We start from the raw sequence: 21,493 nt of genomic DNA, 5'->3' as shown, positions 1-21,493 counted from the left end.
TGCCGGTTACGAGTCGGTTCGTTCGCTGCCCAGCGAAGAGCAGAAACGTCGCGCTGAAGCGCTGTATGCGCGGTTGCGGGCTGGTAAGCCGCCGGTGCCGAAAATCGAGCACCTGACCTACGACCTGATTCGCTCCTGGCCGCTGATCATCGCCGCGCTGGTGATTCTGGCCGCCCAGACCATGCTTTCCGGGGTATGGCTGGCGTTGTTGGTGGCCGCGGTAATGGCCGCGCTGGGCTCCTATCAGCTATACAGCAAGCGTGCGCTGATCCGCCGGACCCTCGGTGAGCACCCCAAGGCCTTCACCAGCAGCCTGGTGGCGCTCACCTACAGCGACAACCGCGGCGCCCAGGCCCTGCTCGACATGGCCATGATCAGCGAAGAGGCCCGCCTGCAGACCGCCCTGACGCGCCTCGAGGATGCTGGCGTCAACGTCAAGCGGCAGGCTGCCCAGGCCGCCGGCTTCTCGCGTTCCGGGGCGCAGATGCTCGACCAGCAGCGTAGCGAAACCGATCAGTCGGCGACTGCCATCAACCAGATGGCCGCCACCATCCAGGAAGTCACCCAGAACGTACAGAGCACCAGCCACGCCGCCGAGGAGGCGGATCGCCTGGCCAGGGAAGGGCGGCAACTGGCGGGTGGCAGCCTGGAATCCATGCAGCACATGGCCAAGGCCGTGGTGGATATCGGCCAGGCGGTAAACGATCTGGCCAATTCGACGCAGTCGATCGGCAGCGTGGCCGACGTGATCACCTCGATTGCCGAGCAGACCAACCTGCTGGCGCTCAACGCAGCCATCGAGGCGGCGCGTGCAGGCGAGCAGGGACGTGGTTTTGCCGTGGTAGCCGATGAGGTGCGTTCGCTCGCCTCGCGTACCCGTGAGTCGACCCAGCAGATCCACCAGATCATCGCATCGCTGCGGGCTGGTGCCGAGCGTGCCGTCGCCACTGCCGGGCGGGGCGAAGAGATCTCCCGGGAAAGCGTACAGAGCGTGGAAGCGGTGCGTATCGCCCTGGATGGCATCAGCGAGTCGGTGAGCCGCATTAGCGGCATGAGCCAGCAGATCGCGGCAGCCTCCGAGGAGCAGGGCCAGGTAGCGGACGACATCAGCCGGCAGATCACTCGCATCGCCCAGCTGTCCGAGCAGGGCGCGGAGCAGGCCCATCAGGGGGCGGCGATTGGCAAGGAGCTGGAAAGCATGGCCGACTACCTGCATAGCCTGGCCGAGCGTTTCAACCGCTGACCTCTCTGCCTCGGCTGCGCGGCGCGTGCTGTGGCACACTGCGCGGCCGAGGAGACCCGCCCATGTCACGCCCCCGTTGTAGCCGCTGTAGGCGCCCAGCCAGCCACTGCCTGTGCGCCCTGATTCCCGACTTGCCCAGCCGAACCGAAGTGCTGGTGCTGCAGCATCCCGATGAAGTCGATCATGCGCTCAATACCGCGAACCTCGCTGCGTTGGGGCTGCGCAACGCGACGTTGTGGGTGGGCGAAGTATTCGAGGCGTTGCCGGATTGGCTGGCAGAGCCGGGTTATCGTCCCTGCCTGCTGTTTCCGGGTGAGCAGGCGCGCCCGATCAACGAGCTTGGCGCTGATGAGGACCGACGCCCCGTGCGCTTGGTGGTGCCCGATGGCACCTGGCGCAAGGCACGCAAGCTTCTGTATGTGAATCCGGCGCTGCAGGCATTGCCACGGGTAACCCTGCTCGATGCGCCGCCATCGCGCTACCGGCTGCGCAAGGCGCCGATGGAGGGATCGCTGTCGACCCTGGAGGCGATAGTCGAGGTGTTGAACGTCTTGGAGGCGCCGGCCGATTACCGTGAACTGCTCAAACCCTTCGATGCGCTGATCGAAGGGCAGATCGCTGCGATGGGCGAGGAAACCTTCCGACGCAACCACTCAGGCTGAGCGGCGATGACCGCTCAGGCGAAGCTGCCGTCACGGAAGTCGCGCAGGGCTTGCTCGATCTCTTCCCGGCTGTTCATCACGAATGGGCCGTACTGCACGATCGGCTCACCCAACGGTTTGCCTGCGATCAGCAACACGCTGGCGCCGCTAGCACTGCTGATCGACAGCTCGCCGTGGTCGTCCAGGCGCACAAGGCGGCCGGCTTGTACCTCATGGCTCTCCTGAATGTGTGCCTCGCCCGCATAGACGTAGAGCAGGGCACGGTGGCCTGCGGGAAGTTCCGGGCGCACACTGCTGTTGGCGGGTAGGCGCAGGTCGAGAATATGTGGCTCGGTATGGGGGCGCTGCACGGCGCCGATCTGGCGGTGCTCGCCCTCGACGAAAGCGCCAGCGATGGCCACGACTTCGACGCCCTGATCGGTGTGCAGGCGTGGAATCTGTGCGTTGGGAATGTCGCGATAGGCCGGATCGGCCATCTTGTCGCGGCCCGGCAGGTTGAGCCAGAGCTGGAAACCGCGCATGGCGCCCTGTTCCTGTTCGGGCATTTCGCTGTGAATGATGCCCCTTGCCGCCGTCATCCACTGCACGTCACCGCCTTGCAGCAGGCCTACGTTGCCGAGGTGATCCTCGTGGCGCATGCGGCCTTCGAGCATATAGGTGATGGTCTCGAAGCCACGGTGTGGGTGGGGCGGGAAGCCGGCGATGTAGTCGTCGGCATTGGCGGTGCTGAATTCGTCGAGCATCAGGAACGGATCGAAACGTTCGATGCTGGCGCCACCGATCACCCGGTTCAGGCGTACGCCTGCACCATCGGAGGCAGGCTGGCCTGGTTGCACGGCGAGTACGCGACGTAGCTGGTTCATCTGGCAGACTCCGGTAAAAAGCGATGAACCCATGGTAGGCCAGCCCGGCCGCCGGATGGTTGGGAAAAGATCAACTCATCTATCGATAAAGTCGATGTGGCGAGCGGCGCCATGGCCGCCGCCGCCCGAACGGTGTCACTCCGCGATCTGCAGCTTGCGCGACTCGGTATAGAAGAAGCGCAGCTTCTCGTACTCGAATGGCGAGTTCAGCTGGCCGTAGCGGAAGCTGGTGGTCGAGCGCTGATCGATGCCTCTGAGCACGGTGACTTCCGGGTGGCTGCTGCTGATCTCGGCAACGTTGAGGTAGTTGATTTCCTGGGCTACGCCGAAGTCCACGACCAGGCCCGTTGTATCACGCAGGTTGGACGGGCCGAAGATTGGCAGCATCAGGTACGGGCCGGCAGGTGAGCCATAGAAGCCCAGGGTCTGGCCGAAGTCTTCGCGGTGCTTGGGCAGGCCCATCAGTGTGGCTGGATCCCACAAGCCGGCCACGCCCAACGTGGTATTGAACAACAGGCGGGCAGTGGTGTTCAGGGCGCGTTCACCCTTGAGCTGCAGGGCGCTGTTGATCAGGTTGGGTATGTCGCCCAGGTTGCCGAAGAAGTTGGTCACGCCTTTTTGCACGAAGCCTGGGGTGACGTAGCGGTAACCGTCGACCACGGGCAGGAACACCCACTGATCGAAGCGGTAGTTGAAGTGATAGACGCGGCGGTTCCAGGATTCCAGCGGGTCGTGGATCTCCAGGGCCGACAGGGTCGAGCGCTCGAACTCGCGCTGGTTCAGGCCCGGGTTGAACTTGAGCTCCCTGAGCGGCTGCTTGAAGCCATCGTCATCGACGGGGGCGGTGGTTTGCGCGGAGGCGGTGCCGCAACTCAATACGGCAGCGAACAATGCGAGAGTAGGGAAGGACTTAGCCACGGAAGAACTCCAACATGTCGTTGCTGTTGACGCGGTAATTGAGGTTGCCGCAGTGGCCGCCGTACGGATACACGGTCAGGCGATCGCCCATGGTGCGGCGCAGGAAGCCCAGGTCGCCAGGGCCGAGAATCACGTCGTCGGCGTTGTGCATCACCGCGATTTTCGGGCTGTTCTTCAGGTAATCCTCGATGCCGTACAGGCTGACCTCGTTGATCAGCTGGTTGATGCTGCCGCCGCCATAGCGGGCGCGCCACATGGGAATCAGCTGCTCGGTCATGTAGCAATCGAAGTCGCACTGCAGCGCACGGCGGAAGAACGGCGTGAGGCTGGTGCCTTCGCCGATCGGGTAGTCGACAGGCGTGATCAGGCCGCGGCGGTTGATCAGGTCCGAGGTGAAGGTGATGTCGGCGGCCGAGAAACGGAACGAGGTGCCGATCAGCATGGCCAACTGTTCGTTGGTCAGGTGTTCCTTGGACTGCTGGAAGTCGTAGAGCAGGGCGTCGTTGATGTCCACGTAACCCTTCTGCTGGAAGTAGCGAGTCAGTTTGGCCAGCACCAGCTCATAGAACGTCGTGCGGTTGGTGATGCCCTTGACCTGGGTCTGTACCAGGCGGTCGAGGTTGGTGATCGAGGTGTACAGGTTGACCGGCGGGTTGAGCATCAGCACGCGCTTGAAGTTGAAGCTGCGGCGGGTCTCGTCCAACTGGCTGACGAAGGCGGCGTGCAGGGCGCCGAGGCTGTAACCGGTCAGGTAATAGTCGGTGACCTGTAGGCGTGGATGCTGGGCGCGCACGGCCTGCATGGCGCGGTACATGTCTTCGGCATCGTCACGGCTGATGCCCGGCGTGGCGAAGCGCGAGGCGGAGGTCATGAAGTCGTAGCTGGTCGGCGACGAAAGCTGCACGACGTGGTAGCCGGCCCCATAGAAGAGTTTCTTCAGGTACTCGGGCGTGCTGCTCGAGTAGTGGGCACCGGTACCGGCGATGATGAAGATCAGCGGCGCCGGCCCATTCTGCTCGGCCAGCCGGTAACTCATCTTGGTCACCGCCCAGAAGTTGTCGGGCAGCTGGAATTCCCGCTCCGGGCGCAGGCGAACCTGGTAGTCACCCTGCTTGATGTCAGCGTCTTCGGGCAGCTCCGGGCGCAGATCAGGCGGCGTGGTGGCGATCGTGGCTTCGAACGGGTTGGTCAGCGGATAGCCGTAGGTTTGCGCATCGACATCGACGGCCCACAGGTGGGTGCTGAGCAGCAGGGTGCCGAGCAGAGCTGCAAGACGGGGAATGAAAGACATACAAGATCCCTTTGGAAGAGAACATTCTTTTCAGAGGTGGGCCGGCAAGCCGGTGCTTTCGGCATCAGCCGCGATGACTAGGACAACCGCCGTTGTATCAAAGTGCCATGGGAAATTCTGCCATGCCGCATGTGGGGTATACCAGAGCGCGGTCAGACCGCCAACGCCCTTGTCCACGGGCCTCTGCGCCGTATTCGATCAGCAAAGATTTGCCGCTTGCATCCGCCTGCCGGGCGATTATGCTGAGCGCCGTTTTCAAACCCTCTGGAGTGCAGCATGCCTCGTCGTTTACCCATCGTCGCCTTGGTGATCGCAGCGCTCGCCTGCGTGATCGCCAGTTATGCGTTGCGCTACCTGCTCATGGAGGGCGACCAGTGGGTCGGCCGCTGCGTCGAAGACCCGGGCATCCTGGCTTGTCAGGTGCGCGCCACCCTGGGCTGGATGATTCACCTGCGGGTCATCGCCTGGGCCGCGCTGGGCTGTGCGCTGCTGGCATTCGTCCTGCCTGGCGTCTGGGGCTGGCGCCTGGCGGTCCCAGGGCTGCTGCTCGGCTTGCCGGCGCTGGCGCTGTACACCGCCAGCCTGGCGGTATTCGCTGTGGTGCTGGCGCTGCTGCGTCTGGTGCGCGCCCCGGCGGTAACCGCCCGCTAAACTTCTGGCGCTGCGCGGCAAGCGCAGCGCCACTGCGGTTTTATCGAACCTTCGAGTGGCGCAGGCTGCGCCACAGGGCGGCCGCCAGCAGCGCGCTGGTAATGGCCCAGCCGATGGCCTGCAGGTTGTCCAGGGTTTCCTCGTAGAGTTGCGGCACGATGCCGGCAGCGATCAATACCGCCAGCAGGGCGATTTCCCGACGCGGCGCCGTCACCGGGCGCAGCAGGTACACCAGAGCCGGCAGCAGCAGCGCGGCACTCGGGAAGCTGCGGTAGCGCGCATCGGTGACCATCGCCAGCATCATCACCGCACCGGCGAAGCCGGCTGCCGCCAGCCACCAACCGGCACGACGTTCCAGCCAGCCGAAGGCCTGGGCACGCCAGCCTTGGGCCGCGGACAGCGCCAGCGCGGCATGGGCCAGCACCAGCAGGTTGAGGGCGAGCAGGGCGGCTGCCCACAGCCATTCGCCCACGTAGCGGCTGGTGACCCAGGCCAGCTCCGCCCACAGGCCAATGCAGCCAGCCCCCAGGGCGGCCAGCAGCGGCAGCAGCACGGCGTTGCGCGTCGAGCTCGGGCGACCGCCGACCAGCAGGCCGAAAGCCAGAACGCCCGCACTCATGGCCAGCCACAGCGGCCAGTGCGGCAGGTTGGAAACCGGGCCGGCGAGGATCGACTTGTCCTGGCGATCAGCGTCGTACAAGCCCCAGAAACCGCCCACTGCACCTTCGCTCACGCGCTTCCAGGGCTGGTCGAAGGCTTCGATCAGGTTGTAGCGCCAGCCGTGCTGTTCGGCCAGAGCGACGAAGCCGCGGATGAAGGTGGCCTGGTTGACGCGGCTGGGCACGGCGGTCTCGCGCTGACGGCCTTCGCTGGGCCAGCCGGTCTCGCCGATCATGATGTCTTTCGGCGCGAACTGCTTGCCGAACAGCTCGCGCACTTCGGTCACTTCGTGCAGGGCCGCGTCGATGCCGGCCGGGTTGTCTTCCCAGTACGGCAGCAGGTGGATGGTGATGAAGTCCACGGCTGGGGCGACTTCCGGGTGTTTCAGCCAGAATTCCCAGACGTCCGCGTAGGTAACGGGCTGGCTGATTTCGGCCTTGACCCGGTTGATCAGCTCGACCAGCTGCCCACCCGTCACTTCCTTGCGCAGCAGTGCTTCGTTACCAACGATGACCGCCTCGACCACATCCGGGTTTTCCTTGGCCAGTTTGATCAGGCCCTGGATCTCGATGTCCGTGTCATGGGGGTTGCGGCTCACCCAGGCGCCAGTGATCAGCTTCAGGCCATGTTTGCGGGCCAGCTCAGGCAGCTTTTCCAGGCCGGTGACCGAGTAGGTACGGATGCATTGAAAGCGCTCGGCCAGCAGCGCCAGGTCGGTATCCATCTGCTCCGGGTGGATCTGCAGGGGCAGATCGAACGGCGACTGGTCCTTGCCGAACGGCGTGTAGGACGCGCATTGCAGCTTGTGGGTCGGCGTTGCAGCGTCGGCCAGCACGACCGGCTTGCCGATGGTTTGCCAGAGGCTGCCAAGCGCAAGAAAACCGACGATGCAGGCGCAGAGATACGGGAGCAGGGGAAAGCGGGCGGTGGCGGGCATGGTCGAACACGCATGGTAATGGAGACGCGCATCTTAGCGGCGAGCAAGGGCTTTAGATAGACGCAGAAAACGTAGTTACAAAGGCCGTTTTGACGAGGCGTGCAGGCTGACTATTTTCATCCTGCGTCGTGCGCTACACCCGCGTCGCTTTACTCGAATGGACCCCACACAGGACGTTAATCATGCTGAAAACTACCTTGCAAGCCTTGCTGTTTTCTGTGGTTGCCAGTGCGTCAATGCTGGCCATTGCCAACGAGGCGGCGAAAGCGCCGGCTACCGAGCCTGCGGCTCAACAGGTGGCCGAACTCGATTCCATCAACCTCAATACCGCCGATGCCGAGACCCTGCAGCGCGAGCTCAGCGGCGTTGGCGCGGTGAAGGCGCAGGCGATCGTCGCCTACCGCGATACCCACGGCGAGTTCGCTTCGGTGGACGAGCTGCTCGAAGTCAAGGGCATCGGTGAAGCCTTGCTCGAACGCAACCGTGACAAGCTGACCGTCAGCCAGTAAGCCTTCCATCCTTGCCGCGCCTTTCCTGAAGGGCGCGGCTTTTTTATGGGCGATGGTTTTTTCTGTCGCCAGGCCCATCGAGGCTGGCCTGTTTTCTGCTTCAAGCCCTTGGCTGGCAACGGATTCCTGGCGCTTCTGGTAGTTGGCACCCTTGTTGCAAATACCTCCAGCAAAGCACTCGCGGCGTCAAAAAACCGCGGTCAGGTGGAGGAAAGGTCATGAGTCAGGGTGTCGCGTTCAATCGTCTAATGCTGGAAATGCGCTCGATGCAGGCCGAGGCCATGGCGCGCAAACCGGCTGCGCCCCAGGCTCAGGAAGTCGGCGCGCCGAGCTTCTCGGACATGCTCGGCCAGGCGGTGAACAAGGTCAGCGAAACGCAGCAGGCCGCTGGCCAATTGGCCACGGCCTTCGAGATGGGCCAGAGCGGCGTCGACCTGACCGACGTGATGATCGCTTCGCAGAAATCCAGTGTTTCGTTCCAGGCCATGACCCAAGTGCGCAACAAGCTGGTTCAGGCGTATCAAGACATCATGCAGATGCCGGTTTAAGGGGTAGATTTCGATCATGGCCGACGCTCTCGCCGCAAACGTACCTGCCACCGCCGCCGACAACGCGCCGAAGAAGCCGCTGCTCGGGCTGACCTTCCTGGAAAACCTTTCCGACATGCCGCTGCTGCGTCAGGCCGGCCTGCTGGTTGGCCTCGCTGCCAGCGTGGCTATCGGCTTCGCCGTGGTGCTGTGGTCGCAGCAGCCCGATTACAAGCCGCTGTACGGCAGCCTCGAAGGCATGGATGCGCGTAGCGTGATGGAAACCCTGACTGCCGCGAATATCGATTACACCGTCGAGCCGAACTCCGGTGCATTGCTGGTCAAGTCTTCGGACCTGGCCCAGGCGCGCATTCGCCTGGCGTCCGCCGGCGTGGCGCCGACCGATACCAGCATCGGTTTCGAGATCCTCGACAAGGAGCAGGGCCTGGGCACCAGCCAGTTTATGGAAGCCACCCGCTACCGCCGTGGCCTCGAGGGCGAACTGGCGCGCACCGTGTCGAGCCTGAACAACGTCAAGGCCGCTCGCGTTCACCTGGCGATCCCGAAGAGTTCGGTGTTCGTGCGTGACGAGCGCAAGCCCAGCGCTTCGGTGCTGGTGGAGCTGTACGCCGGCCGCAGCCTGGAACCGAGCCAGGTGATGGCCATTGTCAACCTGGTGGCCAGCAGCGTGCCGGAGATGGACAAGGGCCAGGTCACCGTGGTCGACCAGAAGGGCAATCTGCTGTCCGACCAGCAGGAAATGTCCGAGCTGAGCATGGCGGGCAAGCAGTTCGACTACAGCCGCCGCATGGAGAGCCTGTTCACCCAGCGGGTGCACAACATCCTGCAGCCAGTGCTGGGCGTCGGTCGTTACAAGGCCGAAGTATCCGCCGACGTGGATTTCAGCGCCGTCGAATCGACTTCGGAAACCTTCAACCCGGATCAGCCAGCCCTGCGCAGCGAGCAGCAGGTCAACGAACAGCGCAGCAGCGGCAGTGGTCCCCAGGGCGTACCAGGTGCGCTGAGCAATCAACCGCCAGGCCCGGCTGCCGCGCCGCAGCAGGCCGGTGGTGCAGCCGCACCTGGCGGCCCGATCGCCCCCGGCCAGCCGCTGGTCGACGCCAATGGCCAGCAGATCATGGATCCGGCCACCGGTCAGCCGATGCTGGCGCCGTACCCGGCCGACAAGCGTGACCAGTCGACCCGCAACTTCGAGCTCGATCGTTCGGTCAGCTACACCAAGCAGCAGCAGGGTCGCCTGCGCCGGCTTTCCGTCGCCGTGGTGGTCGATGACCAGATGCGTGTCGACCCGGCTACCGGTGAAGCCACCCGTGTGCCGTGGACCAGCGACGATCTGGCGCGCTTCACTCGCCTGGTGCAGGACTCGGTCGGTTTCGACGCCAGCCGTGGCGACAGCGTCAGCGTGATCAACACGCCGTTCAGCAGCGAAACCGCGGAAGTGATCGAAGTGCCGTGGTACCAGAGCGAACTGTTCCTGATGGCCATGGGCGGCCTCAAGTCGCTGTTCCCGGCACTGCTGATCTTCCTGCTGGTGTGGTTCGTACTGCGCCCGGTGCTCAACAACATCACCGGTGGCGGCAAAGGCAAGGAACTGGCCCTGGCCGGCGGCGGCCGCGATGGCGACGTCGACCTCGGCGAGATGGGCGGCATGGACGGGCTGGCCTCCGATCGGGTAAGCCTGGGCGGGCCGCAAAGCATTATGTTGCCGAGCCCGAGCGAGGGGTATGATGCACAACTGAACGCGATCAAGAGTTTGGTCGCCGAAGATCCGGGCCGCGTCGCCCAGGTAGTCAAAGACTGGATCAATGCCGATGAATGAGAACCGCACCCCCGCCAAGATGAGCAAGGTCGAGAAGGCCGCCATCCTGCTGCTGTCGCTCGGCGAGACCGACGCGGCTCAGGTGCTTCGCCATCTCGGGCCCAAGGAAGTCCAGCGCGTGGGCGTGGCGATGGCGGCCATGCGCAACATCCATCGCGAGCAGGTCGAGCAGGTGATGGGCGAGTTCGTCGAAACCGTCGGCGACCAGACCAGCCTTGGCGTGGGCGCCGACGGCTACATCCGCAAGATGCTCACCCAGGCACTCGGCGAGGACAAGGCCGGCAACCTGATCGACCGCATCCTGCTCGGTGGCAGCACCAGTGGCCTGGACAGCCTGAAGTGGATGGAGCCGCGGGCGGTCGCCGACGTGATTCGTTACGAGCACCCGCAGATCCAGGCCATCGTGGTCGCCTATCTGGACCCGGACCAGGCCGGCGAGGTGCTCGGGCACTTCGACCACAAGGTGCGTCTGGATATCGTCCTGCGCGTGTCGTCCCTTAACACCGTTCAGCCCGCTGCGCTCAAGGAATTGAACCTGATCCTGGAGAAGCAGTTCTCCGGCAGTTCCAACACCACCCGCGCCACCATGGGCGGCGTGAAGCGTGCCGCGGACATCATGAACTACCTCGACAGCTCGGTCGAAGGGCCGCTGATGGATTCGATCCGCGAGATCGACGAGGACCTGTCGTCGCAGATCGAGGATCTGATGTTCGTCTTCGACAACCTGGCCGATGTCGACGATCGCGGCATCCAGGCGCTGCTGCGCGAGGTTTCCTCCGACGTGCTGGTGCTGGCCCTCAAGGGCGCGGACGAGGCGATCAAGGAAAAGGTCTTCAAGAACATGTCCAAACGTGCTGCCGAACTGCTGCGTGACGACCTGGAGGCCAAGGGGCCGGTACGGGTCAGCGACGTGGAAGCGGCGCAGAAGGAAATCCTCACCATCGCCCGGCGCATGGCCGAGGCCGGCGAGATCGTGCTTGGCGGCAAGGGCGGCGAGGAGATGGTGTAACCCATGGCGGGCAAGGAACCAGTCAGTGAACTGATTCGCGCCAAGGATCTGGGCAGCGTCGATCGCTGGTCGCTGCCCAGCTTCGACGAGCATGACGACGCCCAGCAGGACGTGCCGGCCCCGGAGGCCGTGGTGGCCGAGGTGCCACCGCCGCCGCCTCAGGAAAGTGAGGAAGTGGCGCTCGAGGATGTCAAACCCTTGACGCTCGACGAACTCGAGGCCATCCGCCAGGATGCTTACAACGAGGGCTTCGCTACCGGCGAGAAGGATGGCTTTCGCGCCGGCCAGCTCAAGGCCAAGCAGGAGGCGGATGCCGCTCTGGCCGGGCGAGTACAGGCGCTGGAGCAGGTCATGCGCCATCTGTTCGAGCCGATCGCCGAGCAGGATCAGCAGTTGGAAGTCGCCCTGGTGACCCTGGTCGGGCAGATCGCCCGTGAAGTCATCCAGCGCGAGCTGAGCGGTGACTCCAGCCAGATTCGCCAGGTACTGCGCGAGGCCCTCAAGCTGCTGCCGATGGGCGCCGAGAACATTCGCATTCACCTCAATCCCCAGGACTTCGAGCTGGTCAAGGTATTGCGCGACCGCCACGAGGAAAACTGGCGGATTCTCGAGGACGACTCGCTGCTGCCCGGCGGTTGCCGGGTGGAAAGCGAGCACAGCCGTATCGACGCCAGCGTGGAAACCCGCCTGAGCCAGGCGCTCAAGCAACTGTTCGAGCAGCAGCGCGAGCACGCCACCACGCCGCGCGCTGCCGATATGGTCATCGACCTGGATGCCAGCGATGCGCCTTGAGCGCCTGAGCTTCGCTCGCCGCATGGACGGTTACGGCGAGGCCGTCAAACTGCCGACTCAGCCCATCGTCGAAGGGCGCCTGTTGCGCATGGTCGGCCTCACCCTGGAGGCCGAAGGCCTGCGCGCCGCGCTGGGTAGCCGCTGCCTGGTGATCAATGACGACAGTTACCACCCGGTGCAGGTCGAGGCGGAGGTGATGGGCTTTTCCTCCGGCAAGATCTACCTGATGCCGGTCGGCAGCCTGGCCGGTATCGCGCCGGGCGCCCGTGTGGTGCCGCTGCCGGATACCGGGCGCCTGCCCATGGGCATGTCGATGCTCGGCCGGGTGCTCGACGGCGCCGGGCGAGCCCTGGACGGCAAGGGCGGCATGAAGGCCGAGGATTGGGTGCCGATGGACGGCCCGACCATCAACCCGCTCAAGCGCCATCCGATCAGCGAACCACTGGACGTCGGCATCCGCAGCATCAACGGCCTGCTCACCGTCGGCCGCGGCCAGCGCCTGGGCCTTTTCGCCGGTACCGGGGTGGGTAAATCGGTATTGCTGGGCATGATGACGCGCTTTACCGAGGCCGAGATCATCGTGGTCGGCCTGATCGGCGAGCGGGGCCGCGAGGTGAAGGAATTCATCGACGAGATTCTCGGCGAGGAGGGCATCAAACGTTCGGTGGTCGTCGCCTCGCCAGCCGATGATGCGCCGTTGATGCGCCTGCGCGCGGCCATGTACTGCACGCGCATCGCCGAATACTTCCGTGACAAGGGCAAGAACGTTCTGCTGCTGATGGATTCGCTGACCCGCTTCGCCCAGGCCCAGCGGGAAATCGCCCTGGCCATTGGCGAGCCGCCAGCCACCAAGGGTTATCCACCTTCTGTGTTCGCCAAGTTGCCGCGCCTGGTCGAGCGGGCTGGCAATGCCGAGGCGGGCGGTGGTTCGATCACCGCTTTCTATACCGTGCTGTCGGAGGGCGATGATCAGCAGGATCCCATCGCCGACGCCGCGCGCGGGGTACTCGATGGTCACTTCGTACTGTCCCGGCGCCTGGCAGAAGAAGGCCACTACCCGGCCATCGATATCGAAGCCTCGATCAGCCGGGTGATGCCCCAGGTGGTCAGCCCCGAGCATATGCGTAACGCCCAGCGCTTCAAGCAGCTGTGGTCGCGCTACCAGCAGAGCCGCGACCTGATCAGCGTCGGCGCCTACGTACCGGGTGGCGATGCGGACACCGACCTGGCCATCGCCCGCCAGCCGGTCATGGTGCGCTACTTGCGCCAGGCCCTGGGCGAAAGCGAGAGCCTGGACAGCAGCCGCGAGTTGCTCGCCGCGGTGCTGAATCCCGCGGCGGCGTCCTAAGCCGTGGCCAACAGCCGAGCGGCGCGCCTGGCGCCGGTGGTCGACATGGCTGAAAAGGCCGAGCGCGAGGCTGCCCTGCAGCTCGGTCGTGCCCAGGGTTTGCTTGGGCAGGCGCAGAACAAGCTCGCGGATCTGGAAAAGTACCTGCAGGGCTACCAGCAGCAATGGATCAGCGAGGGCCAGCGCGGGGTGTCCGGCCAGTGGCTGATGAACTACCAGCGCTTTTTGTCGCAGCTCGATGTGGCGATTGCCCAGCAGCAGCAGGCGGTCAACTGGCACCGCAATAACCTGGACAAGGTTCGTGAGGTCTGGCAACAGCGTTACGCCCGGTTGGAAGGGCTGCGCAAGCTGGTGCAGCGCTATCTGGACGAAGCGCGCCTGGCCGAGGACAAACGCGAGCAAAAGCTGCTCGATGAGCTGTCCCAGCGCCTACCGCGACGCGAATCGATGGATTGATGGTTGCCGCTGACGCGGGCTAGTGCTAAATCTTCTTAAGCCGGAATTCAGTGCGTCGGAGTGCGCGTTGGGCAGGGCCAGGAAAAACAGGTGAGACACCGCGTCACCACACGGGTCAACAAGGTATCGGCTGCTCAGCGGGCAGCTCCGGCCATGTTGGCTCGCCTTAGCGGGCTGCGGGTATCCCGGATATCAAGGAGTGTTTCATGCCCATCACCTCGCTGCCCTCGGAAGACGGGCAAGAGTTGACCATCACCATTCAAGGGCGCTTCGATTTTGGCGCCCACCAGGAGTTTCGTCGTGCCTACGAGCGCGTCGATATCCGCCCCAAGCGCTACACCGTCGACCTCAAGGGAACCACCTACCTGGACAGCTCGGCGCTCGGCATGCTGCTGCTGTTGCGTGACCATGCCGGTGGCGACCGTGCGCAGATCCGCTTGCTCAACTGCAACGCCGACGTGCGCAAGATTCTTTCCATCTCCAATTTCGAACAGCTTTTCCAGATCGACTGAGGCGCGATGAACGCCTCATCCCTCACCGTCCTGATCGCCGAGGACAGCGCCACCGACCGCATGCTGCTGTCGACCATCGTTGGTCGCCAGGGGCACCGGGTGCTCGCTGCCGCCAATGGCCTGGAGGCGGTGGCGCTGTTCGAATCGCAGCGCCCGCAGTTGGTGCTGATGGACGCGCTGATGCCGGTGATGGACGGTTTCGAGGCCGCCAGGCGCATCAAGGCCATGGCCGGTGAAACCATGGTGCCGATCATCTTCCTGACTTCCCTGAGCGAGGATGAGGCATTGGTCAGCTGCCTGGAGGCAGGCGGCGACGACTTTCTCGCCAAGCCCTATAGCCGGGTGATTCTCGAAGCCAAGATCAACGCCATGGACCGCTTGCGCCGCTTGCATCAGGAAGTGCTGCGCCAGCGCGACCAGATCGCCCGGCACAACGAGCACCTGCAGAACGAACAGCTGGTCGCCAAGGCGGTTTTCGACAAGGTGGCCCACTCCGGTTGCCTGGGCTCCGGCAACGTGCGTTACCTGCAATCGCCGTACGCGCTGTTCAATGGTGACCTGTTGCTGGCCGCCTTCCACCCCAGCGGCGATATGCACGTACTGCTCGGCGACTTCACCGGCCATGGCCTGCCGGCGGCGATCGGCGCCATGCCGCTGGCCGAAGTCTTCTACCGCATGACCGGCAAGGGGCACTCGCTGGTGGAGATTCTCCACGAGGGCAACGCCAAGCTGCGCCGTATCCTGCCGCGCGGCGTGTTTTGCTGTGCCACGCTGCTGAACATCAGCTTCCGCAGGCGTATGGTCGATTTCTGGGGCGGCGGCTTGCCGGCCGGTTACGTGCTGCGCCAGGGCGGCGAGCGGGTGCCACTGGTGTCGCGCCACCTGCCGCTGGGCGTGCTCGATCCGGACAGCTTTCGCGACGATTACGAGTCCTACTCGCTCGAGCTCGGTGACCGGGTCTTCCTGCTTTCCGATGGCGTACTCGAGGCGCAGAACGAGCGCGACGAACTGTTCGGCGAGCAGCGCCTGCTCGATGTGCTCGATGCCAGCCGCGAGCCTTCGCGGCTGTTCGCCGATATTCAGCAGGCCCTGCAGGCCTTTCATGGCGAAGCGCGTGACGACGTCAGCCTGGTCGAAGTGACCATGATCGAGGAGGACGCAGTCGTCCGGCCGCCGCTGCCGGCGAGTGAATCCCAGGCCGGGCCGGAGAATTGGTCGGCGCGTTATGATTTTCGGGGCGCCACCCTGCGTGATTTCTACCCCTTGCCGCACCTGCTGCAACTGCTGCTCGAAGTGCCGGGGCTGCGTGGCAATGGCGGTAACCTCTACAGCGTATTGTGCGAGCTGTACACCAATGCGCTCGAGCATGGCGTGCTGGCGCTCGATTCCTCGCTCAAGCGTGACGCGGCCGGCTTTGCCGAGTACTACCGGCTGCGCGCCGAGCGGCTCGATGCCCAGCAGGACGGCCGCGTCAGCGTAGTGTTCGATGTGCGTCAGCAGGCAAGCGGCGGGTGCCTGACCCTGACCGTCGAAGATAATGGCGCAGGCTTCGATCCTGCTGCCGTGATGGCGCGGCAGCGTACCGCCGGTGGTTTCAGCGGGCGCGGTATGGGCCTGATTCAGGAACTCAGCGAGCGCTGCGAATGGTCGCCTGACGGACGTCGGGTCAGTGTGGAGTTTTCCTGGACCACGCAGGCATAATCCGCCTGCATTCGCGTGCCGCGCACGCGACGGCGAACCGCCGTTCGAGGCTGGCCTGGAGTCTAGGGTGTCCGACAATCATCTGGATCGCGATGTACTGAACACGCTGCAGGACATCATGGAGGACGAGTATCCGGTGCTGCTGGATACCTTCGTGACCGATTCCGAGGAGCGTCTGCGCCTGCTGCAAACCGCCGAGCACGATCAGGATGCTCAGGCCATGCGCCGCGCGGCGCACAGCTTCAAGGGCAGTTGCAGCAACATGGGCGCCAAGGTGCTGGCCGATTCCTGCCGGGATCTCGAAGAGCTGGCCCGCCGTGGTGACCTGGCCGAGTCGGCGCCCCTGGTCGAGCGTATCGAGCGCGAATTCGCCATCGTGCGTATCCTGCTGAAATCCGAACGGCAGCGCTTTCCGGCCAGCTAGCCTGCTTTTCTTGAATGTTGGCCCGTCCCTTGCTTGAAGAGGGCATACGTCATTATTCAAGCGGAGAGCATTCATGCCCGTTGCCCCTGATCTGTTGCTGACCTCGGCGCCGGCTGCCAAGCCCAAGGCCGCACCGGCAACCAATACGCAGAGCACCGCGCAGCCGCGCAAGCAAGAGGCTTCCAGCTTCTCGCAGGTCTACGCCAAGGAGCGTCAGGCGAAAGCTGCCGAGCGCCAGGACGACGCCGCGAAGGCGGCGCGCGACGCCAAGGCCGACCCCCAGGCATGCGCCAGCGATCCGGCATCCGCTGCTGCCGCCGAGCCGGCGGTTGCCGATAGCGGCAAGGATTTGCCTGAAGAGTCGACGCTCGAGGAAGGCGCCGTTGACCCGCTGATGCTGCTGGGCCTGTTCCAGCCAGAGCCGCAAGTCGAGGTGGGCGAAGGCGAGGGTGAGGTCGATCCCGAGGCCGCCGCAGCGGCTGCAGCCTCGACCAGCCTGATCGGCTCCGCGCCTGCGAGCATGACCGAGGCGAGCTTCGACCCGGAAATCGACGCACTCAATCAGCAGCCAGCGGTGAAGCTGGCGCTCGACGTCGGCGCTCAGGAAAAGGCCGCTGCGCAGTCGACAGCCACCCCTGGTGGTGCCGCCGCCTCGTCGTCGGCCAGCAGCGGCCAGGCATTCGCCAGTGCCATGGCAGCCATGGGCATGAAGGCGGACACCATGGAAGGTGGGCAGAGCGACGTGACCCCGCTACCGTCCTTCGAGCTCAGTAGCGAAGCGCTCGAGGCGCTCAAGGAGAGTTCGGCCGACACTGCGCCGGAGCAGTTCGTCAGCAAGCTCAGTGCGCTGAGCCAGGCGATTGGCCAGCAGGCCTCGCAGGTTGGTCGGGTTCCCGTGGTGCCTGGCCAGCCGCTGGCCATGCAACAGGCCGGCTTCAGCGAAGGGGTCGTGGACAAGGTGATGTGGATGTCCAGCCAGAACCTCAAGTCCGCGGAGATTCAACTCGACCCCGCTGAACTCGGACGCCTCGATGTGCGCATCAGCCTGAACCAGGACCAGACCCAGATCAGCTTCGCCAGTGCGCACCCAAGCGTACGCGAGGCGCTGGAAGGCCAGGTGCACCGTTTGCGCGAGATGTTCACCCAGCAGGGCATGAACCTGGCTGACGTGAACGTTTCCGACCAGTCCCAGGGGCGTGCGTGGCAAGGCCAGGAGGGTGATGGTCGTGGCCGCGGTAGCCGCATGGCGGACGAAGGCGGGGCGGGTGGCGAAAGCGAGGAGCGGGTGATCGGCAGTATCGAGATCCGCGACCCGGCCCAGGGCGCTGGGCGCGGCATGGTCGATTATTACGCCTGACGCCGCGTTCAAGACGCAGCCCGCGCAGTGCTGAAGCGACTGCGCTTTGCGCTTGCTGTTCTAGACTTCCAATCACCCCGCTCGATCCGTCGCGCGGGGTGATTGGCTTTCAACGCCGCGGGTCAGGCACCACGCTTTCGCGTACCATGGCGCGCTCGGTGATTGCAGCCGCGTCTATGAGCTGGCATAACACTTGCTCTTAACCTATTGAAAGCGGAGGGTTCTCCGCTCCGTGACGGATTTTTGGCATGGCAAAGAAGAACGCGCCACCCGCCGCTGCTGCCGAAGCAGGCAGCAAGCCGCCTGGCAAGCTCAAGCTCATCATCGCGATCGTGCTGGCATTGTTGCTGGCCGTGGGGGCGTCGATCGGTGGCACCTGGTTCTTTCTGAGCAAGGACAGCGCCAAGCCGGAAGCCGAGCATGAGCAGGCCGAGAACGCCGCGCCGACCAAACAGCCGGCGATCTATGAAGAGCTGACGCCGGCCTTCGTGGTCAACTTCACGCAGAACGGCAGGGCGCGCTACATGCAGGTCAGCGTGGCGCTGATGACCCGCGACCAGGCTGCCCTGGACGCGCTCAAGGTGCACATGCCGGTGCTGCGCAACAACCTGGTCATGCTGTTCTCCAGCCAGGACTTCGCCACTCTGATCACCCCGGTCGGCAAGGAAATGCTGCGCCAGCAGGCGACCGCCAGCGTGCAGCAACTGGCCGAGAAGGAGACCGGCAAGGTGACGGTCGAGCAGGTGCTGTTCACCAACCTCGTGTTGCAATAGGGCGGGAGTTCACTGATGGCCGTACAAGACCTGCTGTCCCAGGACGAGATCGATGCGCTGTTGCACGGCGTCGATGACGGCCTGGTGGAAACCGAGGAATTCGTCGAGCCCGGTAGCGTCAAGCAATACGACCTGACCAGCCAGGATCGCATCGTGCGCGGGCGCATGCCCACGCTGGAAATGATCAACGAGCGTTTCGCGCGCTACACCCGCATCAGCATGTTCAACCTGCTGCGCCGCTCGGCCGATGTAGCGGTCGGTGGCGTGCAGGTCATGAAATTTGGCGAATACGTACACTCGCTGTACGTGCCCACCAGCCTCAACCTGGTGAAGATGAAGCCGTTGCGCGGCACCGGGCTGTTCATTCTCGATGCCAAGCTGGTGTTCAAGCTGGTCGACAATTTCTTCGGTGGCGATGGCCGCCACGCCAAGATCGAAGGCCGCGAATTCACCCCCACCGAGCTGCGCGTGGTGCGTATGGTGCTCGATCAGGCGTTCGTCGACCTGCGCGAAGCCTGGGCGGCGGTGATGGACATCAACTTCGAGTACGTGGGCTCGGAGGTCAACCCGGCGCTGGCCAATATCGTCAGCCCCAGCGAAGTGATCGTGGTATCGACCTTCCATATCGAACTGGACGGCGGCGGCGGCGACCTGCACGTGACCATGCCTTACGCCATGATCGAGCCGATCCGCGAGATGCTCGACGCCGGCTTTCAGTCCGACGTGGACGATCAGGACGAGCGCTGGGTCAAGGCCCTGCGCGAAGACATCCTCGACGTCAGCGTGCCGCTGAGCGCCACCGTGGCGCGGCGTCAGCTGAAGGTGCGCGACATCCTGCACATGCAGCCCGGTGACGTGATTCCCGTCGAACTGCCCGAGCACATGATCCTGCGCGCCAACGGCGTGCCGTCGTTCAAGGTCAAGCTCGGCTCGCACAAGGGCAACCTGTCGCTGCAGGTGCTCGATCCCGTGGATCGCCAGCACCGCTAGCCCCAATCATCTGCCGCGCCGGGCGCGCGGCCAAACCGATAAACGCCAGCCGAGGTCCAACGATGGCAGACGAGAACGAACAAACCAGCCCCGAGGAACAGGCGCTCGCCGATGAGTGGGCGGCTGCGCTGTCCGAGTCCGGCGACGCAGGCGGGCAGGACGATATCGATGCGATGCTGGCCGCCAGTGCAGCCAGCCAGCCGGCAGCCCCGCGCGCGCCGATGGAAGAGTTCGGCAGCATGCCCAAGGCCAGCAACCCGGTCAGCCTGGAAGGGCCGAACCTCGATGTGATCCTCGATATCCCGGTGTCCATTTCCATGGAAGTGGGCAATGCCGACATCACCATTCGCAACCTGCTGCAGCTCAATCAGGGTTCGGTGATCGAACTCGATCGTCTGGCGGGCGAGCCGCTCGACGTGCTGGTCAACGGCACCCTGATCGCCCATGGCGAAGTGGTGGTGGTCAACGAGAAGTTCGGCATTCGCCTGACCGACGTGATCAGCCCCAGCGAACGCATCAAGAAGCTGCGCTGACGCCATGAACAGACTCCTGCTCGCACTCCTGGCACTGCCGTGCTTCGCCTTCGCCGCCGAACCAGCTGCCCAGGCGCCTGCCGCCAGTGGCGGCGTCGCCGGCCAACTGGTCCAGTTGGTGATCGGCCTACTGCTGGTTATTGGCCTGATCTTCCTGCTCGCGTGGATGATGCGCCGCGTGCAGCGCCTGGGCCCCAACAACGGCAAGGTGATCAAGATCGTCGCCACCCAGGCCTTGAGCCCGCGCGACAGGCTGGTGCTTGTGCAAGTCGGCAACGAGCAGATCCTGCTCGGCCTTACGCCCGGGCGCATCAACTCACTGCACGTGATGGGCGAGCCGGTTCACCTGGCCGACGCCGAACCGGCTTCCACGGAGTTCTCCCAGCGCCTCATGGAGCTGCTGGGCAAGGATCAGAAGGACAAGTCCTGATGTTGCGACTTCTGCTTGTGCTGGTGTTCGCGCTAGGAGCCTCGCTGGCCTTCGCTCAGGAGCCGCCTTCACCCATCCCGCTGATTCAGCAGGGCAGCAATCCGCTGTCGATTCCGGCGATCACTCTGAGCACCGACGCCGAGGGCCAGCAGGAATACTCGGTCAGCCTGCAGATCCTGCTGATCATGACGGCGCTGAGTTTCATCCCGGCGTTCCTCATGCTGATGACCAGCTTCACGCGCATCATCATCGTGTTCTCTATCCTGCGTCAGGCGATGGGCTTGCAGCAGACGCCCTCCAACCAGATCCTCATCGGCCTGGCGCTGTTCCTGACCATGTTCATCATGGCGCCGGTGTTCGACCAGATTAACCGCGAGGCCCTGCAGCCCTATCTGAATCAGCAGTTGCCGGCGCAACAGGCGATCGAGCGGGCCGAGGTGCCGATCAAGAACTTCATGCTGGCGCAAACCCGTGAAAGCGATCTGGAGCTGTTCGTGCGCCTGTCCAAGCGCACCGATATCGCCACCCCGGAAGCGGCGCCGCTGACCATCCTGGTGCCGGCCTTCGTGACCTCGGAGCTCAAGACCGCCTTCCAGATCGGTTTCATGATCTTCATTCCGTTCCTGATCATCGACATGGTGGTGGCCAGTATTCTCATGGCCATGGGCATGATGATGCTGTCGCCGCTGATCATTTCGCTGCCGTTCAAGATCATGCTGTTCGTGCTGATCGACGGCTGGGCGCTGATCATGGGCACCCTGGCCAGCAGTTTCGGCACCTTGTAGCGAGGCTCACATGACCCCTGAAGTTGCTGTCGATCTGTTCCGCGAAGGGCTCTGGCTGATCTCCCTGATGGTCGGGCTGCTGGTCATGCCCAGCCTATTGGTGGGCCTGCTGGTGGCGATGTTCCAGGCTGCCACGCAGATCAACGAACAGACCCTGAGCTTTCTGCCGCGCCTGCTGGTGATGCTGCTGACCCTGATCGTTGCCGGGCCGTGGATGGTGCAGCAACTGATGGAATACACGCAGAACCTGATCATGAACATTCCGCAGCTGATCGGCTAAGC

23 protein-coding genes and 1 pseudogene are annotated in these 21,493 nt (G+C 64.2%); 20 read left to right on the top strand and 4 right to left on the bottom strand.

From position 1 onward, the window contains the following. Positions 1-268 precede the first annotated feature (268 nt). Positions 269-1,243: pseudogene (locus tag BVH06_RS26255) on the top strand (methyl-accepting chemotaxis protein); the annotation flags it as partial. A 62-nt stretch (positions 1,244-1,305) separates the two neighbouring features. Beyond that, positions 1,306-1,905 carry a tRNA-uridine aminocarboxypropyltransferase gene (locus BVH06_RS08255; RefSeq protein ID WP_075930675.1) on the top strand — a complete coding sequence of 200 codons (600 nt, stop codon included), beginning with the start codon at positions 1,306-1,308 and terminating at the stop codon, positions 1,903-1,905. Positions 1,906-1,919: 14 nt separating this feature from the next. Here BVH06_RS08255 and BVH06_RS08250 read toward each other — a convergent pair whose 3' ends face one another. The 3 genes from BVH06_RS08250 to BVH06_RS08240 all read right to left on the bottom strand — a co-directional run bounded on the left by BVH06_RS08250 (position 1,920) and on the right by BVH06_RS08240 (position 4,977). Beyond that, positions 1,920-2,768 carry a pirin family protein gene (locus tag BVH06_RS08250; RefSeq protein WP_075933744.1) on the bottom strand — a complete coding sequence of 283 codons (849 nt, stop codon included), beginning with the start codon at positions 2,766-2,768 and terminating at the stop codon, positions 1,920-1,922. A gap of 135 nt (positions 2,769-2,903) precedes the next feature. Beyond that, positions 2,904-3,686, bottom strand: a complete 783-nt coding sequence (locus tag BVH06_RS08245; RefSeq protein WP_075933743.1) for a VacJ family lipoprotein — start codon at positions 3,684-3,686, stop codon at positions 2,904-2,906. Continuing rightward, positions 3,679-4,977: a serine/threonine protein kinase gene (locus BVH06_RS08240; RefSeq protein ID WP_075933742.1), complete on the bottom strand. Its 1,299-nt coding sequence runs from the start codon at positions 4,975-4,977 to the stop codon at positions 3,679-3,681. The genes BVH06_RS08245 and BVH06_RS08240 overlap by 8 nt, the downstream gene beginning before the upstream one ends. Before the next feature lie 276 nt (positions 4,978-5,253). Between BVH06_RS08240 and BVH06_RS08235 the strand changes: the two genes are divergently transcribed. Beyond that, positions 5,254-5,628, top strand: coding sequence for a hypothetical protein (locus BVH06_RS08235; protein WP_075930671.1), 375 nt, complete (start codon positions 5,254-5,256; stop codon positions 5,626-5,628). A gap of 40 nt (positions 5,629-5,668) precedes the next feature. On the opposite strand, the gene BVH06_RS08230 is transcribed toward BVH06_RS08235, so the two are convergent. Continuing rightward, a complete protein-coding gene (locus BVH06_RS08230; protein ID WP_075933741.1) occupies positions 5,669-7,225 on the bottom strand; it encodes a beta (1-6) glucans synthase in 1,557 nt (518 codons plus the stop codon). Between the two features lie 182 nt (positions 7,226-7,407). Here BVH06_RS08230 and BVH06_RS08225 point away from each other — a divergent pair, with 182 nt between their 5' ends. The 17 genes from BVH06_RS08225 to fliQ all read left to right on the top strand — a co-directional run bounded on the left by BVH06_RS08225 (position 7,408) and on the right by fliQ (position 21,491). After that, on the top strand, positions 7,408-7,734 hold the full coding sequence (locus tag BVH06_RS08225; protein WP_075933740.1) for a helix-hairpin-helix domain-containing protein: 327 nt from the start codon (positions 7,408-7,410) through the stop codon (positions 7,732-7,734). A gap of 218 nt (positions 7,735-7,952) precedes the next feature. After that, on the top strand, positions 7,953-8,282 hold the full coding sequence (fliE, locus tag BVH06_RS08220) for a flagellar hook-basal body complex protein FliE (protein ID WP_027905070.1): 330 nt from the start codon (positions 7,953-7,955) through the stop codon (positions 8,280-8,282). A gap of 16 nt (positions 8,283-8,298) precedes the next feature. Then, complete coding sequence (gene fliF / locus BVH06_RS08215) at positions 8,299-10,101, top strand: flagellar basal-body MS-ring/collar protein FliF (RefSeq protein ID WP_075930668.1); 1,803 nt, start codon at positions 8,299-8,301, stop codon at positions 10,099-10,101. Next, positions 10,094-11,110, top strand: a complete 1,017-nt coding sequence (fliG, locus tag BVH06_RS08210) for a flagellar motor switch protein FliG (RefSeq protein ID WP_075930667.1) — start codon at positions 10,094-10,096, stop codon at positions 11,108-11,110. Before fliF ends, fliG begins: the two co-directional genes overlap by 8 nt. Positions 11,111-11,113: 3 nt before the next feature. Further along, entirely contained in the window at positions 11,114-11,902 is a 789-nt protein-coding gene (fliH, locus tag BVH06_RS08205; RefSeq protein WP_075930666.1) for a flagellar assembly protein FliH, read from the top strand. Beyond that, complete coding sequence (fliI, locus tag BVH06_RS08200; protein ID WP_075933739.1) at positions 11,892-13,250, top strand: flagellar protein export ATPase FliI; 1,359 nt, start codon at positions 11,892-11,894, stop codon at positions 13,248-13,250. The genes fliH and fliI overlap by 11 nt, the downstream gene beginning before the upstream one ends. A 3-nt stretch (positions 13,251-13,253) precedes the next feature. Continuing rightward, positions 13,254-13,706, top strand: coding sequence for a flagellar export protein FliJ (fliJ, locus tag BVH06_RS08195; protein WP_075930664.1), 453 nt, complete (start codon positions 13,254-13,256; stop codon positions 13,704-13,706). A gap of 206 nt (positions 13,707-13,912) precedes the next feature. Beyond that, positions 13,913-14,218 (top strand): STAS domain-containing protein, encoded by a 306-nt coding sequence (locus tag BVH06_RS08190; RefSeq protein WP_013791031.1) that lies wholly within the window; start codon positions 13,913-13,915, stop codon positions 14,216-14,218. Positions 14,219-14,224: 6 nt separating this feature from the next. Continuing rightward, positions 14,225-15,919: a fused response regulator/phosphatase gene (locus tag BVH06_RS08185; protein ID WP_075930663.1), complete on the top strand. Its 1,695-nt coding sequence runs from the start codon at positions 14,225-14,227 to the stop codon at positions 15,917-15,919. Positions 15,920-15,986: 67 nt separating this feature from the next. Then, a complete protein-coding gene (locus BVH06_RS08180; RefSeq protein ID WP_075930662.1) occupies positions 15,987-16,343 on the top strand; it encodes an Hpt domain-containing protein in 357 nt (118 codons plus the stop codon). Positions 16,344-16,416: 73 nt separating this feature from the next. Then, a complete protein-coding gene (locus BVH06_RS08175; protein ID WP_075933738.1) occupies positions 16,417-17,700 on the top strand; it encodes a flagellar hook-length control protein FliK in 1,284 nt (427 codons plus the stop codon). Between the two features lie 248 nt (positions 17,701-17,948). Next, positions 17,949-18,473: a flagellar basal body-associated protein FliL gene (gene fliL / locus BVH06_RS08170; RefSeq protein ID WP_075930660.1), complete on the top strand. Its 525-nt coding sequence runs from the start codon at positions 17,949-17,951 to the stop codon at positions 18,471-18,473. A 15-nt stretch (positions 18,474-18,488) separates the two neighbouring features. Next, positions 18,489-19,463 carry a flagellar motor switch protein FliM gene (gene fliM / locus BVH06_RS08165; RefSeq protein WP_075930659.1) on the top strand — a complete coding sequence of 325 codons (975 nt, stop codon included), beginning with the start codon at positions 18,489-18,491 and terminating at the stop codon, positions 19,461-19,463. 62 nt (positions 19,464-19,525) lie between these two features. Beyond that, on the top strand, positions 19,526-19,996 hold the full coding sequence (gene fliN / locus BVH06_RS08160) for a flagellar motor switch protein FliN (protein WP_070886352.1): 471 nt from the start codon (positions 19,526-19,528) through the stop codon (positions 19,994-19,996). Between the two features lie 4 nt (positions 19,997-20,000). Continuing rightward, complete coding sequence (gene fliO / locus BVH06_RS08155) at positions 20,001-20,426, top strand: flagellar biosynthetic protein FliO (RefSeq protein WP_075933737.1); 426 nt, start codon at positions 20,001-20,003, stop codon at positions 20,424-20,426. Beyond that, positions 20,426-21,211: a flagellar type III secretion system pore protein FliP gene (fliP, locus tag BVH06_RS08150; RefSeq protein WP_075930657.1), complete on the top strand. Its 786-nt coding sequence runs from the start codon at positions 20,426-20,428 to the stop codon at positions 21,209-21,211. The genes fliO and fliP overlap by 1 nt, the downstream gene beginning before the upstream one ends. Before the next feature lie 10 nt (positions 21,212-21,221). Then, positions 21,222-21,491, top strand: a complete 270-nt coding sequence (gene fliQ, locus BVH06_RS08145) for a flagellar biosynthesis protein FliQ (RefSeq protein ID WP_013791040.1) — start codon at positions 21,222-21,224, stop codon at positions 21,489-21,491. Positions 21,492-21,493 lie beyond the last annotated feature (2 nt).

The sequence above is a fragment of the Pseudomonas sp. PA27(2017) genome, from assembly GCF_001945445.1.
In the GTDB taxonomy this organism is placed as follows: Bacteria; Pseudomonadota; Gammaproteobacteria; order Pseudomonadales; family Pseudomonadaceae; genus Aquipseudomonas.
Note: the sequence above shows the minus strand (reverse complement) of the source record. Positions and strands in the feature narration are given on the sequence as shown.

Coding starts and splice junctions, on each gene's coding strand:
- BVH06_RS08185 (WP_075930663.1), top strand. CDS start 14,225: ATGAACGCCTCATCCCTCACCGTCCTGATCGCCGAGGACAGCGCCACC.
- BVH06_RS08250 (WP_075933744.1), bottom strand. CDS start 2,768: ATGAACCAGCTACGTCGCGTACTCGCCGTGCAACCAGGCCAGCCTGCC.
- fliO (WP_075933737.1), top strand. CDS start 20,001: ATGAACAGACTCCTGCTCGCACTCCTGGCACTGCCGTGCTTCGCCTTC.
- BVH06_RS08175 (WP_075933738.1), top strand. CDS start 16,417: ATGCCCGTTGCCCCTGATCTGTTGCTGACCTCGGCGCCGGCTGCCAAG.
- fliL (WP_075930660.1), top strand. CDS start 17,949: ATGGCAAAGAAGAACGCGCCACCCGCCGCTGCTGCCGAAGCAGGCAGC.
- BVH06_RS08225 (WP_075933740.1), top strand. CDS start 7,408: ATGCTGAAAACTACCTTGCAAGCCTTGCTGTTTTCTGTGGTTGCCAGT.
- fliH (WP_075930666.1), top strand. CDS start 11,114: ATGGCGGGCAAGGAACCAGTCAGTGAACTGATTCGCGCCAAGGATCTG.
- fliG (WP_075930667.1), top strand. CDS start 10,094: ATGAATGAGAACCGCACCCCCGCCAAGATGAGCAAGGTCGAGAAGGCC.
- fliF (WP_075930668.1), top strand. CDS start 8,299: ATGGCCGACGCTCTCGCCGCAAACGTACCTGCCACCGCCGCCGACAAC.
- BVH06_RS08235 (WP_075930671.1), top strand. CDS start 5,254: ATGCCTCGTCGTTTACCCATCGTCGCCTTGGTGATCGCAGCGCTCGCC.
- BVH06_RS08230 (WP_075933741.1), bottom strand. CDS start 7,225: ATGCCCGCCACCGCCCGCTTTCCCCTGCTCCCGTATCTCTGCGCCTGC.
- fliN (WP_070886352.1), top strand. CDS start 19,526: ATGGCAGACGAGAACGAACAAACCAGCCCCGAGGAACAGGCGCTCGCC.
- fliM (WP_075930659.1), top strand. CDS start 18,489: ATGGCCGTACAAGACCTGCTGTCCCAGGACGAGATCGATGCGCTGTTG.
- BVH06_RS08255 (WP_075930675.1), top strand. CDS start 1,306: ATGTCACGCCCCCGTTGTAGCCGCTGTAGGCGCCCAGCCAGCCACTGC.
- fliQ (WP_013791040.1), top strand. CDS start 21,222: ATGACCCCTGAAGTTGCTGTCGATCTGTTCCGCGAAGGGCTCTGGCTG.
- fliP (WP_075930657.1), top strand. CDS start 20,426: ATGTTGCGACTTCTGCTTGTGCTGGTGTTCGCGCTAGGAGCCTCGCTG.
- BVH06_RS08240 (WP_075933742.1), bottom strand. CDS start 4,977: ATGTCTTTCATTCCCCGTCTTGCAGCTCTGCTCGGCACCCTGCTGCTC.
- fliI (WP_075933739.1), top strand. CDS start 11,892: ATGCGCCTTGAGCGCCTGAGCTTCGCTCGCCGCATGGACGGTTACGGC.
- BVH06_RS08190 (WP_013791031.1), top strand. CDS start 13,913: ATGCCCATCACCTCGCTGCCCTCGGAAGACGGGCAAGAGTTGACCATC.
- fliE (WP_027905070.1), top strand. CDS start 7,953: ATGAGTCAGGGTGTCGCGTTCAATCGTCTAATGCTGGAAATGCGCTCG.